This is a genomic window from Micropruina sp., from assembly GCF_027492755.1.
Lineage (GTDB): Bacteria > Actinomycetota > Actinomycetes > Propionibacteriales > Propionibacteriaceae > Micropruina.
In genome coordinates, this window is the sequence record NZ_JAPUED010000131.1 from 1 (window position 1) to 10579 (window position 10579).

A 10579-nucleotide genomic window follows, 5' to 3' on the forward strand; every position below is an offset into this window, starting at 1 on the left:
GCGGGACGGGGGCGTTGGCGTGCGCGACGAAGCCGGTCACCGACGGGGTGTGCCGCACCGCGGCCCAGGACGCGTCGGTCAGCTCCATGCGCACCAGCACGTAGCCGGGCAGCACGGTGCGGGTGACCGTCTTGCGGGTGCCGCTGCGGGTCTCGACGACCTCTTCGGTGGGCACCACGGTCTCGAAGATGTACTCCTCCATGCCGAGCGTCTTCACCCGGGAGTCCAGGTTCTGCTTCACCCGGTTCTCCATGCCGGAGTAGGTGTGGATCACGTACCAGTCGCCGATCTGGCCGCGCAGTTCCTCGCGCAGCGCCTCCAGGACTGCTTCGTCGCCGGCCTCCCCCTCGTCTTCCTCGGCGGCCGGCTCGGGCTCGCTGAGGTCGATCGAGACGCCGTCGTCGGGCTCGTCGGAGCTGTCGATGCCCAGGTCGACCTCGAAGTCGTCCGAGGGCGCGGTGGCATCGGACGGCCCGAGGTCGATCTCGAAATCGGGCTCGTTGGTGGCATGCGTATCAGACACAGATTTGCTTCTCTCGTTGACTTCTCGGGGGCTCAGCCGAAGAGCTGCAGCAGGCCCCAGCCGAACAGCAGGTCGAGGGAGGTGACATACAGGATCACCAGCAGCACGAAGACCAGCACGACGATGAAGTACTGCCGCAACTGGTTGGCGGTCGGCCACACCACCTTGCGCAGCTCGCCGACCGACTCACGAACGAAACCCGCCGGCGTGGCCCGCTTGCGAGCCCGCGCCGTGCCGGTCGCATGCTGCTTCGGGGTGGCGTGATCCTTCTTGCCGTCCGAATCTGCTGCTGACGACGATTTGCGAACCGGGCGGCTGCTCGCCGCCGCACGCGCTACGTCACGCGCCGGATCGGGGGCAGCCGGAACGCCGTTGTCGCTCTCGGCATTGTCCTTGTCCGCCACACATGATCCTTCGCACTCGACTCGTCCCAGCAGGGCAAGAGGGACTTGAACCCCCAACCTGCGGTTTTGGAGACCGCTGCTCTGCCAATTGAGCTATTGCCCTTCGTGGTGGCCCTGCCTCACCAGCCACCTAACGCCTTGTGGGCACCGCACCCTACGCCTTGTGAGCGTTGTGGGGCATGGGCCAACTGAGGTGAGGCCACCAAGACAAGAAGTGTACCCGGCTTACCGATTCCCGTCGAACCGAGGCGCTTCAGGCCTTGCGGACGTCGGCGATGGCCGCGCAGACGTGGTCGATGTTGGCCTCGTTCAGCGCCGCGACGCAGATCCGACCCTTGTCGGTGCCGTAGACCCCGTGCCGTTCGCGCAGGGCGACCATCTGCTCCTTGGTCAGGCCGGAGTAGCTGAACATGCCGACCTGGGTGGCGATGAAGCCCATGTCGGTGATGCCGGCGGCCTCCAGGCCGGCGACCAGGCGCAGCCGCATGCTCTTGATCCGATCCCGCATCGCGGCCAGCTCGTCGATCCACAACCCGCGCAGCTCCGGATCGGCCAGCACCGTGGCGGCCAACTGGCCGCCGTGGGTGGGCGGGTTGGAGAAGTTGGTCCGGATCACGATCTTCTCCTGGGAGAGCAGCCGGGCCGCTTCTTCGGCGTCCGCGCAGACCACCGACAGGGCGCCCACCCGCTCGCCGTAGAGGCCGAGGCTCTTGGAGAACGAGGTGGACACCAGCAGCGGCAGACCGGTCTCGGCGAATCGGCGGACGACGGCACCGTCGGCGTCCAGCGACTCGGAGAAGCCCTGGTAGGCCATGTCGAGGAAGGGCACCAAACCGGCCTCGGTCACGGTTTCGATGACGCTGCCCCACTGCTGTTCGGTGAGGTCGTAGCCGGTCGGGTTGTGGCAGCAGGCGTGCAGTACCACGATCGTGCCGGCGGGCGCGGCGGCCAGGTCGGCCAGCATGCCCTCGAAGTCGACGCCGCGGGCGTCCGCGTCGTAGTAACGGTAGGTCTCGACGGTGAAGCCGGCCCGGGTGAACAGCGCCTCGTGGTTCTCCCAGGACGGGTCGGAGATCAGCACCTTCGCGTCCGGGTCGAAGCGACGCAGGAAGTCGGCGCCGATCTTCAGCGCACCGGTGCCGCCCAGCGCCTGGACGGTGACCACCCGGCCGGCCGCGACAGCCGCCGAGTCGGCGCCGAACACCAGTTCGCGGACCGCCTTGGTGTAGCCCGGCAGCCCGTCGATCGGCAGGTAGCCGCGCGGCTTCGGATCCTCCGCCAGCCGCTGCTCCGCCTGCCGGACACATTCCAGCAGCGGGAGCTTGCCGGTGCCGTCCTGGTAGACGCCCACCCCGAGATTGACCTTTTCCGGGTTGGTGTCGGCCTGGAACGCCTCGGTCAGACCCAGGATCGGGTCGCGCGGGGCAAGCGGAACTGCGCTGAAGAGGGACATGGCCCTCAGTCTAGAGTCACGCCCACCAGCACTGGTTCGGGTACCAGGGTGATGCCGAAGGCCTTCCGGACGCCGTCGCGAACCTCGCGGGCCAGCCCGAGCAGGTCGTCGCTGCCGGCTCCCCCGCGGTTGGTGAGCGCCAGGGTGTGCTTGGTCGACAAGGTGGCCGGCGGGGTGCCGAAGCCCTTGTGGAAGCCGGCCGCCTCGATCAGCCAGGCGGCGCTGGTCTTGACCCGCCCGTCGGCCTGCGGGAACCGGGGCGCCGCCTCGGGCAGGGACGCGGCCTGCTCGGCGTCCAGGATCGGATTGGTGAAGAAGGAACCGGCGCTCCAGGTGTCGTGATCGGCGGCGTCGAGCACCATGCCCTTGCCGCGCCGCAACTCTAGGACGGCTTTCCGGACCTCCGTCATCGGGGCCCGGCCGCGGCCGTCGGTCTCCAGCCGTCGACTCAGCTCGCCGAACCGCAGCGGCGCCGACATGGTGCCCTGGCGGAACTGGAAGGTGACGCTGAGCACCACGTACCGACCGGGTTCGGACTTGAACCGCGAGGTCCGGTAGCCCAGGCCGCAGTCGCCGACGGCGAAGGTACGGAAGCTGTTGGCCCGGCGGTCCCAGGTGCGCACCGACCACAGCCAGTCGGACACCTCCTGGCCGTAGGCGCCGACGTTCTGGATCGGGGTGGCCCCGACGCTGCCCGGGATGCCGGAGAGCGCCTCGATGCCACGCCACTCCTGGGCGATCGCGTGGGCGACGAAGTCGTCCCAGTTCTCACCGGCGGCCACCTCGATGACCGCGCCACCACACATCGCCGCACCGGGCTCGTCGATGGTGCAGGAGCCGCCGGCCAGCCTGATGCCCCGGGTGGCGACGTGCACGACCGTGCCGTCGAAGCCCGCGTCGGAGACCAGCACGTTCGAGCCGCCGCCGAGGATCAGCAACGGCTCACCGGCGGCGTCCGCGGCCTGCACGGCCGCCACCAGTTCCGCTTCGCTGGTCGCCTCGACCCAGGCGCGGGCCGGGCCACCGACCCGCAACGTGGTGTGGTCGGCCAGCCGAGTCGTCCTGCCGGCGAGCAGGTCAGTCACAGCGCACCTCCGCTTTCGCACCGCCGAGCACCTTCACACCGTCGAGCGTCGCCTCGACGGTGACGGTGGCGATGCCGTCCTCCATCTTCGTCACGGTACCCCCGAAGGTCACCGTGGCACCGTCGGCGTCGTCCGGCACCGGCACGGACTTGACGAACCGCACGTAGTAGCTGAGGACTCGGGCCGGGTCACCGCACCAGTCGGTGACCACCCGCAGCGCGGTGCCCATGGTCAGCATGCCGTGGGCGATCACGCCGGGCAGGCCGAGCGCGGCGGCCGCGGCGTCCGAGTAGTGGATCGGGTTGAAATCGGTGGAGGCACCCGCGTAACGGACCAGCGTCTGGCGGGTGAAGGTCGCGGTGATGCTCGGCAAGACGGTGCCGACCTCGATATCGGTCATGCCGCCTTCCCTTCCGGCCAGCTGTGCAGCAGCGTGGACGCCGCCTCACAGACCCGTTCGCCGTCGGCGTCCAGGGCGACGGTGAGCGAGATGAACGCGCTGTTGCCGCGCGCCCGGACGCGATCGATGGTCAGCGTCGCGGTGACGGCGTCGCCGACCCGCAGCGGACGATGCCAGGTGAACCGCTGGTCGGTGTGCACGGTGCTGCTCAGCGACAGCTCCAGCTCCGGGTCGTCGAACATGGCCTGCCAGGCCGCCGACGACAACAGCACCGCGAAGGTGGGCGGTGCGACGGCGTCCGGGCCGGCGTAGGCCGGGTTGTCGGCGTCCCCCAGGGCGGCGGCGAACTCGGCCACCTTGGCGGCGCTCACCAGGTAGGGCGCGGACGGCGGATAGCTGCGTCCGACGTGGGTCTCGCTGATCATGGGCCACAGGCTAGTGCCGGGGCGGCACTCCCGGCTCGCACCACCCTCGCGCTCGCCCAACTATTCAGGGCTCGCTGAACTCTGCGAGCCCCGAGTAGTTAGGCGAGCGTTGAGGACTGGGACAAGCGAAAAGGCCGCCCGCGCAGTGCGGGCGGCCTCTTGGCTACGCTCAGCGAGTCTCGCGGTGCGCGGTGTGCAGGTGGCACTTGGGGCAGAACTTCTTCAGCTCAAGACGATCCGGGTCGTTACGCCGGTTCTTCTTGGTGATGTAGTTGCGCTCCTTGCACTCGGTGCACGCCAAGGTGATCTTCGGACGAATCTCCGACTGCTTCTTGGCCATCGCCGTTGCTCTCTCTCGTCTTGCAGTTGCCGATCCTGGTAGCGGGAGCGGGACTCGAACCCGCGACACAGCGATTATGAGCCGCTTGCTCTACCGCCTGAGCTATCCCGCCGGGCGTGTCTGAAGACCGGAACACCGGGACGACGGGCGGTTATTCCGTCCCTCCACACACAGAGCCCCCATGCGGAATCGAACCGCAGACCTTCTCCTTACCATGGAGACGCTCTGCCGACTGAGCTATAGGGGCCTGGACCGCGTGAAACACTACACGAGGATTCGCGCAGCTCTCAAATCGGCGAGTCGCGGACGACCACAGGTCAGGATTCGGCGGCCCCGACCGGCGTGATCTCGACGAAACCCAGCCGGTTGTACAGGTGCTGCGCCTCGCCCGCGGTCTCCTCCTGGACGTTCAGCGCCATGCTCTCCCAGCCCAGCTCGTGACAGGCGTTCGCCGCTGACAGCAGCAGCAGTGTGCCGAGCCCGCGCCGGCGGTGCTCAGGGTGGACGAAGAGCTCGATCACGAACGGCACCGCGGGAATGCCCTCCCACGGCGGGCTGGTGACGGTCTGCACGCAGCCGATCACCGTGCCGTCGGAATCCTCGACCACCAGCGAGGCCTGTTCGACCGGGGCGCCGTACTCGCCGGCGAAGACGCCTTCCATCTCTTCGACGGCGTCCTCCAGGTCGACCGCGGCGGCACCCTTGGGGTAGGAGTCCCAGTACAAGGCACCCAACGCCTGGGCGTCGGAGGGCATCTGGGGACGAAGAGTCACCCCGGCCGGCGTTTCCGGCGCGGGCAAGGGCAAGCCACGCTGCATCAGCATGCGGTCAGTGTAAGCGCGCGCCGGGTGACAAGGGGCGAAGCTCTGGGGAGAGCCGTCAGGTCAGCTGCGGACGAAGATCTCCACCCGGCGGTTCAACTGGCGGCCGGCCGGGTTGTCCTTGCCGTTGAGCTCGTTGGGGGCCACCGGACGGCTCTCGCCGTACCCCTTGGACGTCATCGGCGCCGCCACGCCGCGCTGCCGCAGCGCCTGCTCCACCGAACCCGCGCGCCGTTCGGACAGCCCCTGGTTGTAGCTGTCGGTGCCGATGGCGTCGGTGTGCCCGCTGATCTGGATCGGGTTGTTCCCGACCTGCTTCAGCGCGGTGGCGACCTTGTCGAGCGTCGCGGCGGCGTCCGGGCGGATGTTGTCCTTATCGAAGTCGAACAGCACGCCGTCGGCCAGGGTGATCACGAAGCCGCAGATGTCGATCTTCGGCAGCAACTGCTGCACCGGCGGGAACTTGCCCAGCGCCGGCACCGGCGCCAGCGGATCGGCCGGCACGGTCCCGGAGAAGCTCGGTCCGACCACCGTGGCGGTGCCCCGTCCGTCGTTGCTGATGGAGACGTTGGCGTCCACGTAGGTGCCGGAACCGTCGCCGTCGTTGCTGATCGAGACCTTGCCGCTCACGTAGGTGCCGGAACCGTCGCCGTCGTTGCTGATCGACTCGGTGCCGCTGACATAGGTGCCGCCGCCCTTGCCGTCGATGGTGACGGAGATGTCGGAGTCCACGTAGGTGCCCGAGCCGTCGCCGGCGTTGGTGATCGACACCTGGTCGCTGACGTAGGTACCGCCGCCCTTGCCGTCCCGGGTGATCGACTCGCGGTCGCTGACCGAGGTCTCGGAGCCGTCCCGGCCACGGGTGTAGCTGCCGTCCGGGCCGACGTAGGAGCCGGAGCCGTCGCCGTACAGCACCAGGCCGGAGTCGGCGTTGCTGTACTGGCCGTCCTTGGTGCAGCGCACCGCGGTGATCTTGACGCCCGGAATGTCCTTGATCTCAACCTTGAGCTTGTCGCGCAGCTTCTTGCCGGCCGTCGAGACCCGGGAGATGTCGGGCAGGCTGAACAGCGGCACCGGCGGCGCCTGGCCGATCGCGTAGCCGGGAACGGCGTTGTCGGCGGCGGACTCGGCGCTGCTGGTCGCGCTCGTCGCCGGGCTGGGTTCGACCGAGGGCGTCCCGACGGCGGTGGGCTCGGTGGACGTTTCGGCGCTGACGCTGACCGAGCAGCCGGTGAGTGTCAGGGCTCCGGTGAGCAGACCGGCGGCGAGACGGGATCGGAGCATCAGGCTTTCCTTTCGGGGTGGCTGGCGGGAGGGGTGGACGGCAGCGGCAGCCACAGCGACACCGAGGTGCCGACGCCGATCCGGGAGTCGAGGTGGACGCGGCCGCCGTGGCGTCCGACAACCGAACGGACCAGCGCCAGGCCGAGGCCCTGGCCGGGGATGCCGCGGGCGGTGGACGCGCGGGAGAGCTCGTCGAAGACGCCCGGCACCTCGTCGGCGGGGATGCCGGCGCCGGTGTCGGCGACCACGACGCCGATGCCGCCGTCGGACTCGGACGCCCGGATCTCGATCCGGTCACCGGGGCGGGAGTACTTCACGGCGTTGTCGGTCAGGTTGTACAGCGCCAGGTAGAGCAGGTCGGGGTCACCGGCGATGGCCGGCAGCGGCCAGGGCGCCCGCGGCAGGTTGAGCGACCAGTGCCGCTGGACGCCGGACGGCGTGGTCGAGCAGGCGTCCCGGACGGCGGTGAGCAACTCGCCGAGGTCGACCTGTTCGATGTCGAGATCGCGGTGCTCGACGTCGGCGATCTTGCGCAATGAGGTGAGCAGGGCACCGAGCCGGGCGGACTGGGTGGCGATGACCTCGACGGCGTCCGTGGCCTGCGGGCTTCCCGGCGGGGCGGCGCGGAGCGCGTCCAGGGCCAGGTTGGTGGCCATCACCGGGTTCTTCAGCTCATGGTCGATGCGGCCCAGCAGCCGGCCACGTTCGGCACCCAGCCGGGCCTCGACCTCGTGGGCAGCCTCGGCGACCCGCTGGTCGCCGAGGGCGAGCAGGCGTTCCCGGCCACGGGCGAGGCGTCCGGCAGCGAGCGCGGCACCGGCGACCAGCACGGTGGCCAGCGCCAGCAGCAGGGCGGGTGAGACCGCGAAGACCACCCGGGTCTGCGGGACGACCAGCCACACCACCAGTGCGCTGACCAGCCCGACCGCGGCGACGGCCGCCGCCACCCGGTTCGCCGTTGTCATCGGAGGCCCTGGCTGAGCGGGTGCTGACTGACGGGGGTCGGACTGACGCCGGCCTGACTGACCGGGGCGACGAAGGCGTAGCCGACGCCGGGCACGGTGCGAATCCAGCGGGGATGGGCCGGATCGTCGGCCAGCACCCGGCGCAGCTCGGAGATCCGGTGGTCGATGGCCCGAGTGCCGACCGGGTCGTCATAACCCCAGACCACCTCGAGCAGCCGCGGCTTGGAGACCACCTCGTCCGGGTGGGTGATCAGATGGTCGAGCAGTGCGAACGCCTTCGGCGTGAGGGCCACCTCGCGTCCGGACAGCCAGATCCGGCGCGCCGACCGGTCCACCTTGAGTTCCCCCGCGATGAGGACGGGGGCGCTGGCCAGGGTCGGTCCGCCGGAGCTGGTGCGGCGCAGCACCGCACGGACCCGGGAGATCAGTTCGCCGGCGTCGAACGGCTTGTTGAGGTAGTCGTCGGCGCCCTCGTCCAGGGCCCTGGCCCGCTCCGCGGCCTCCCCCACCGAGGTGAGCAGCACCACCGGGACGGTGTGGCCGTCGCGGCGCAACCGGCGCAGGGTTTCGCGTCCGTCGAGGCCGGGCATCATCACGTCGAGCACCACGATGTCGATGCCGCCTGCGGCCACCGTTTCGAGCGCGGCTGCGCCGTCCTCGGCGATGGTGACCGCGAAGCCGTCGCGTTCCAGGATCGGGCTGAGGCCGGAGGTGATGCCGGGGTCGTCGTCGACCAGCAGCAGCGCGGGACGCTCAGTAGACATAGCCGTCCACCAGCACCGCGTAGGACTCCGTCGCACTGGAGCAGGTGCCGCGAACCACCTTCGTTTGCAGGGTGACGGTCTTCTTGCCCTCGATCAGGAACCGGACCGGCAGCAGCGCCGGGGTCGGGTTGGTGCCGTCCAGCTGGAGATTCTGGACGGGGTCGCCGTCGGCCAGGATCAGCACGTGCACCACGATGTCGTCGGGCACGGAGGCGCGCAGACCGAGCTTGCCCTGGAAGATCTTGTTGCCGGCCACGCCGAACAGCACCTCGTCCTCGGTGCCGTCGCAACCGGCCCACAGCGACAGTGCCGAGTCGTAGCGGGTGCCGCTGGCGTCGCCCTTGATGGTCGCGGTGGTGCGCTCGGCGTCCCGGGTGGCGCGGGCGACCAGGGTGTCGACGGGCTTCGCGTCGGACGGCACCGACTCCTCAGTGGTCGGAGCGGCCGTGGAGGGGGCTGCTGCGGTCGGGTCGGCCGGCTGGGCGCTGCCGGGAGGGTTGGTCGGCGAGCCGGTGGTCACTGCGACGCTGCACCCGGCGGTGAGCAGCAGGGCGGTGCCGACGGCGATGAGGCGGGCGAGCCGGGGGTGCTGGTTCGTCATGGTGGATCCCTCTCGTGAACTGACGGGTCCACGCTATTGGGCCGACGTGTCCCACAGGTGGCCGCGGTGTCGCAATGCGGTCGCAGTCCAGCGACATGGCGCGGGCGCATCTAGGGCGGAGATCAATCAGCGGACCTCTGGCAGCAGCGTCAGCGCGTCCACATGACTTGGCCGCACGACTCGGAAGTGACGTTGGTCCAGCGTCGCCACCTCGCTCACACCGAGACGCTCCGCTAATGCGATCACGGAAGCATCGGTCGTGCCCAACGGAAGATCGTCGTACCTACCAACCAACCAGGCCATCCGAGCCAGATCCTCTGGATCGAGGTTGACCAACTCGAACGCTCCCTCAGCTACCGCTTGAAGGAAAGCGGCTTCCACAGTTGGGCCGACCCGCTGCTCGAGCATGTAGCCCACCTCAGCCACGACTGTCGCGGGAACGAGGAGCCTGTGTCCCGCCAACCGCAGGCCCGTAAAGAGGGTCGTGCACTCGTTGTAGTGAGCGTCATCGCGGACAGCAACGGCGATCAGCGGGCCGGAGTCGCAGAGAATCATGAACGAGGTGAGCCAAAACCGCTGGCGAGGATCTCGTCCACACTCATCGAGAGGTCGGTGCGTCCTTCCTTGTCGACTCCCATGCCAAAGAACGCAGGTGGCCACGCGGGGTCGCTCGCGACACGGGGCAGTCGCCGACGGACGTCGGCGAGCACCCGAACAACCTGGTCGTCCGGCAACGCGTCGACGAGCTCGTGCAACTCGTTCCGTTCCGCACTCATAGCAATAAGGGTAGGACAGACCTCACTCAGAGGGCACGAACAACGCAACAGGCCTAGCCAATATTGCTTTGACTAGGCCTGGCACACGGTGGCAGGTGTAGGATTCGAACCTACGTAGGCGATGCCGACGGTTTTACAGACCGCTCCCTTTGGCCGCTCGGGCAACCTGCCGTGCTGGTGGGCGAGGACAAACATAGCAACACTGCAGGCGAGCGGACCAATCGAGACAAACCAGAGATGAGGACGGACGATGGCAGGCGATAGCTCCTTCGACGTGGTGAGCAAATTCGATCAGCAGGAGCTGGAGAACGCGGTCAACATGACCGCCAAGGAGATCCGGAACCGCTACGACTTCAAGGGCACCGACGCCGCCATCAAGGTGACCGGCGACGTGGTCGACATGGAGGCTTCCGGCGAAGAGCGGGTGAAGGCCGTCCTCGACGTGCTGCAGACCATGCTGGTCCGCCGCAAGATCGACCTGAAGGCGTTGAAGCCGGGTGAGCCGCGGATCAGCGGCAAGATCTGGAAGCTGACCGCCACCATGCAGCAGGGCATCGCCACCGAGGACGCCAAGAAGATCGCCAAGCTGATCCGCGATTCCGGACCCAAGGGCGTCAAGACCCAGGTGCAGGGCGACGAGCTGCGGGTCTCCAGCAAGAAGCGGGACGATCTGCAGGCCTGCCAGCGGCTGATCAAGGAAGCCGATTACGACTTCCCGGTTCAGTTCGCCAACTACCG

The 10579-nt window shown here is 68.8% G+C and carries 15 protein-coding genes and 4 tRNA genes; 1 reads left to right on the forward strand and 18 read right to left on the reverse strand.

What is annotated here, in order from left to right; translation table 11 throughout:
- From Q0066_RS09645 to Q0066_RS09730, 18 genes are all read right to left on the reverse strand, one after another.
- Positions 1-523: transcription termination/antitermination NusG family protein (locus Q0066_RS09645; protein ID WP_298132386.1), on the reverse strand; the 523-nt coding region annotated here is incomplete at its 3' end.
- 32 nt (positions 524-555) lie between these two features.
- Positions 556-927 carry a preprotein translocase subunit SecE gene (gene secE, locus Q0066_RS09650; protein ID WP_298132388.1) on the reverse strand — a complete coding sequence of 124 codons (372 nt, stop codon included), beginning with the start codon at positions 925-927 and terminating at the stop codon, positions 556-558.
- 30 nt (positions 928-957) lie between these two features.
- Positions 958-1030: transfer RNA gene (locus Q0066_RS09655), tRNA-Trp, on the reverse strand.
- 150 nt (positions 1031-1180) lie between these two features.
- On the reverse strand, positions 1181-2380 hold the full coding sequence (locus Q0066_RS09660) for an amino acid aminotransferase (protein ID WP_298132390.1): 1200 nt from the start codon (positions 2378-2380) through the stop codon (positions 1181-1183).
- A 5-nt stretch (positions 2381-2385) separates the two neighbouring features.
- Positions 2386-3465, reverse strand: a complete 1080-nt coding sequence (locus Q0066_RS09665; protein ID WP_298132392.1) for a UDP-N-acetylmuramate dehydrogenase — start codon at positions 3463-3465, stop codon at positions 2386-2388.
- Positions 3458-3865, reverse strand: a complete 408-nt coding sequence (locus tag Q0066_RS09670) for a MaoC/PaaZ C-terminal domain-containing protein (protein ID WP_298132394.1) — start codon at positions 3863-3865, stop codon at positions 3458-3460. Before Q0066_RS09670 ends, Q0066_RS09665 begins: the two co-directional genes overlap by 8 nt.
- Positions 3862-4290 carry a MaoC family dehydratase N-terminal domain-containing protein gene (locus Q0066_RS09675; protein ID WP_298132396.1) on the reverse strand — a complete coding sequence of 143 codons (429 nt, stop codon included), beginning with the start codon at positions 4288-4290 and terminating at the stop codon, positions 3862-3864. Before Q0066_RS09675 ends, Q0066_RS09670 begins: the two co-directional genes overlap by 4 nt.
- A 169-nt stretch (positions 4291-4459) precedes the next feature.
- Complete coding sequence (rpmG, locus tag Q0066_RS09680) at positions 4460-4630, reverse strand: 50S ribosomal protein L33 (protein WP_105184661.1); 171 nt, start codon at positions 4628-4630, stop codon at positions 4460-4462.
- Positions 4631-4666: 36 nt separating this feature from the next.
- Positions 4667-4742 (reverse strand) — tRNA-Met (locus tag Q0066_RS09685).
- A gap of 62 nt (positions 4743-4804) precedes the next feature.
- Positions 4805-4877: transfer RNA gene (locus Q0066_RS09690), tRNA-Thr, on the reverse strand.
- A 70-nt stretch (positions 4878-4947) separates the two neighbouring features.
- Positions 4948-5454 (reverse strand): GNAT family N-acetyltransferase, encoded by a 507-nt coding sequence (locus tag Q0066_RS09695; protein ID WP_298132399.1) that lies wholly within the window; start codon positions 5452-5454, stop codon positions 4948-4950.
- 60 nt (positions 5455-5514) lie between these two features.
- Positions 5515-6735: an OmpA family protein gene (locus Q0066_RS09700; protein WP_298132401.1), complete on the reverse strand. Its 1221-nt coding sequence runs from the start codon at positions 6733-6735 to the stop codon at positions 5515-5517.
- A complete protein-coding gene (locus tag Q0066_RS09705) occupies positions 6735-7700 on the reverse strand; it encodes a HAMP domain-containing sensor histidine kinase (protein WP_298132403.1) in 966 nt (321 codons plus the stop codon). The genes Q0066_RS09700 and Q0066_RS09705 overlap by 1 nt, the downstream gene beginning before the upstream one ends.
- The gene (locus Q0066_RS09710) at positions 7697-8464 is read right to left on the reverse strand and encodes a response regulator transcription factor (protein WP_298132405.1); all 768 of its coding nucleotides are present in this window, start codon (positions 8462-8464) and stop codon (positions 7697-7699) included. The genes Q0066_RS09705 and Q0066_RS09710 overlap by 4 nt, the downstream gene beginning before the upstream one ends.
- Positions 8454-9065, reverse strand: a complete 612-nt coding sequence (locus tag Q0066_RS09715; RefSeq protein ID WP_298132407.1) for a hypothetical protein — start codon at positions 9063-9065, stop codon at positions 8454-8456. Before Q0066_RS09715 ends, Q0066_RS09710 begins: the two co-directional genes overlap by 11 nt.
- Before the next feature lie 126 nt (positions 9066-9191).
- Positions 9192-9620 (reverse strand): PIN domain-containing protein, encoded by a 429-nt coding sequence (locus Q0066_RS09720; RefSeq protein ID WP_298132409.1) that lies wholly within the window; start codon positions 9618-9620, stop codon positions 9192-9194.
- The gene (locus Q0066_RS09725; RefSeq protein WP_298132411.1) at positions 9617-9841 is read right to left on the reverse strand and encodes a hypothetical protein; all 225 of its coding nucleotides are present in this window, start codon (positions 9839-9841) and stop codon (positions 9617-9619) included. The genes Q0066_RS09720 and Q0066_RS09725 overlap by 4 nt, the downstream gene beginning before the upstream one ends.
- A gap of 89 nt (positions 9842-9930) precedes the next feature.
- Positions 9931-10012: transfer RNA gene (locus Q0066_RS09730), tRNA-Tyr, on the reverse strand.
- Positions 10013-10091: 79 nt separating this feature from the next.
- Between Q0066_RS09730 and Q0066_RS09735 the strand changes: the two genes are divergently transcribed.
- On the forward strand, positions 10092-10579 hold a 488-nt coding region (locus tag Q0066_RS09735; RefSeq protein WP_298132412.1), incomplete at its 3' end, for a YajQ family cyclic di-GMP-binding protein.

Bases quoted from the DNA above. Each gene is read 5' to 3' on its own strand.
- Q0066_RS09700 (WP_298132401.1), bottom strand. From the start codon at position 6,735: ATGCTCCGATCCCGTCTCGCCGCCGGTCTGCTCACCGGAGCCCTGACA.
- Q0066_RS09725 (WP_298132411.1), bottom strand. From the start codon at position 9,841: ATGAGTGCGGAACGGAACGAGTTGCACGAGCTCGTCGACGCGTTGCCG.
- rpmG (WP_105184661.1), bottom strand. From the start codon at position 4,630: ATGGCCAAGAAGCAGTCGGAGATTCGTCCGAAGATCACCTTGGCGTGC.
- Q0066_RS09710 (WP_298132405.1), bottom strand. From the start codon at position 8,464: ATGTCTACTGAGCGTCCCGCGCTGCTGCTGGTCGACGACGACCCCGGC.
- Q0066_RS09675 (WP_298132396.1), bottom strand. From the start codon at position 4,290: ATGATCAGCGAGACCCACGTCGGACGCAGCTATCCGCCGTCCGCGCCC.
- Q0066_RS09720 (WP_298132409.1), bottom strand. From the start codon at position 9,620: ATGATTCTCTGCGACTCCGGCCCGCTGATCGCCGTTGCTGTCCGCGAT.
- Q0066_RS09715 (WP_298132407.1), bottom strand. From the start codon at position 9,065: ATGACGAACCAGCACCCCCGGCTCGCCCGCCTCATCGCCGTCGGCACC.
- Q0066_RS09695 (WP_298132399.1), bottom strand. From the start codon at position 5,454: ATGCTGATGCAGCGTGGCTTGCCCTTGCCCGCGCCGGAAACGCCGGCC.
- Q0066_RS09670 (WP_298132394.1), bottom strand. From the start codon at position 3,865: ATGACCGATATCGAGGTCGGCACCGTCTTGCCGAGCATCACCGCGACC.
- Q0066_RS09705 (WP_298132403.1), bottom strand. From the start codon at position 7,700: ATGACAACGGCGAACCGGGTGGCGGCGGCCGTCGCCGCGGTCGGGCTG.
- Q0066_RS09660 (WP_298132390.1), bottom strand. From the start codon at position 2,380: ATGTCCCTCTTCAGCGCAGTTCCGCTTGCCCCGCGCGACCCGATCCTG.